At 43.4% G+C, this 256-nt stretch carries 1 protein-coding gene; it reads left to right on the top strand.

Features of this window, described 5'->3' with window-relative positions; translation table 11 throughout:
• Window positions 1-256: hypothetical protein (locus tag FQ664_RS27595; RefSeq protein WP_218570442.1), on the top strand; the 256-nt coding region annotated here is incomplete at both ends.

The following is a 256-nucleotide window of genomic DNA, read 5'->3' as shown; positions in this document are numbered from 1 at the left end:
GACAGTGATATTCCGATGTTGAAAGCTTCTATTCCGATTCAAGTGGAGCAGAAAAACGTTGGAAAACTGGAAGTAAGGCTCGTCGGGGAAGATTTTGACCTCGCGTTTATTGAGAGCCAAATGTCGTTGGTTTGTGAGCTGTTATCGAGTTCGATTACACGGCAACTGATTAACCTTAGATTAGTTAAGTCGAAAGAGCGTGCAGAAGCGTCTGAGCGTTCTACCCGTGAATTTCTTGCAATGATCAATCATGAGT

The sequence above is a fragment of the Pseudomonas persica genome, assembly GCF_900291015.1.
In the GTDB taxonomy this organism is placed as follows: domain Bacteria; phylum Pseudomonadota; class Gammaproteobacteria; order Pseudomonadales; family Pseudomonadaceae; genus Aquipseudomonas.
This window is presented reverse-complemented; position numbering and strand designations above follow the sequence as displayed.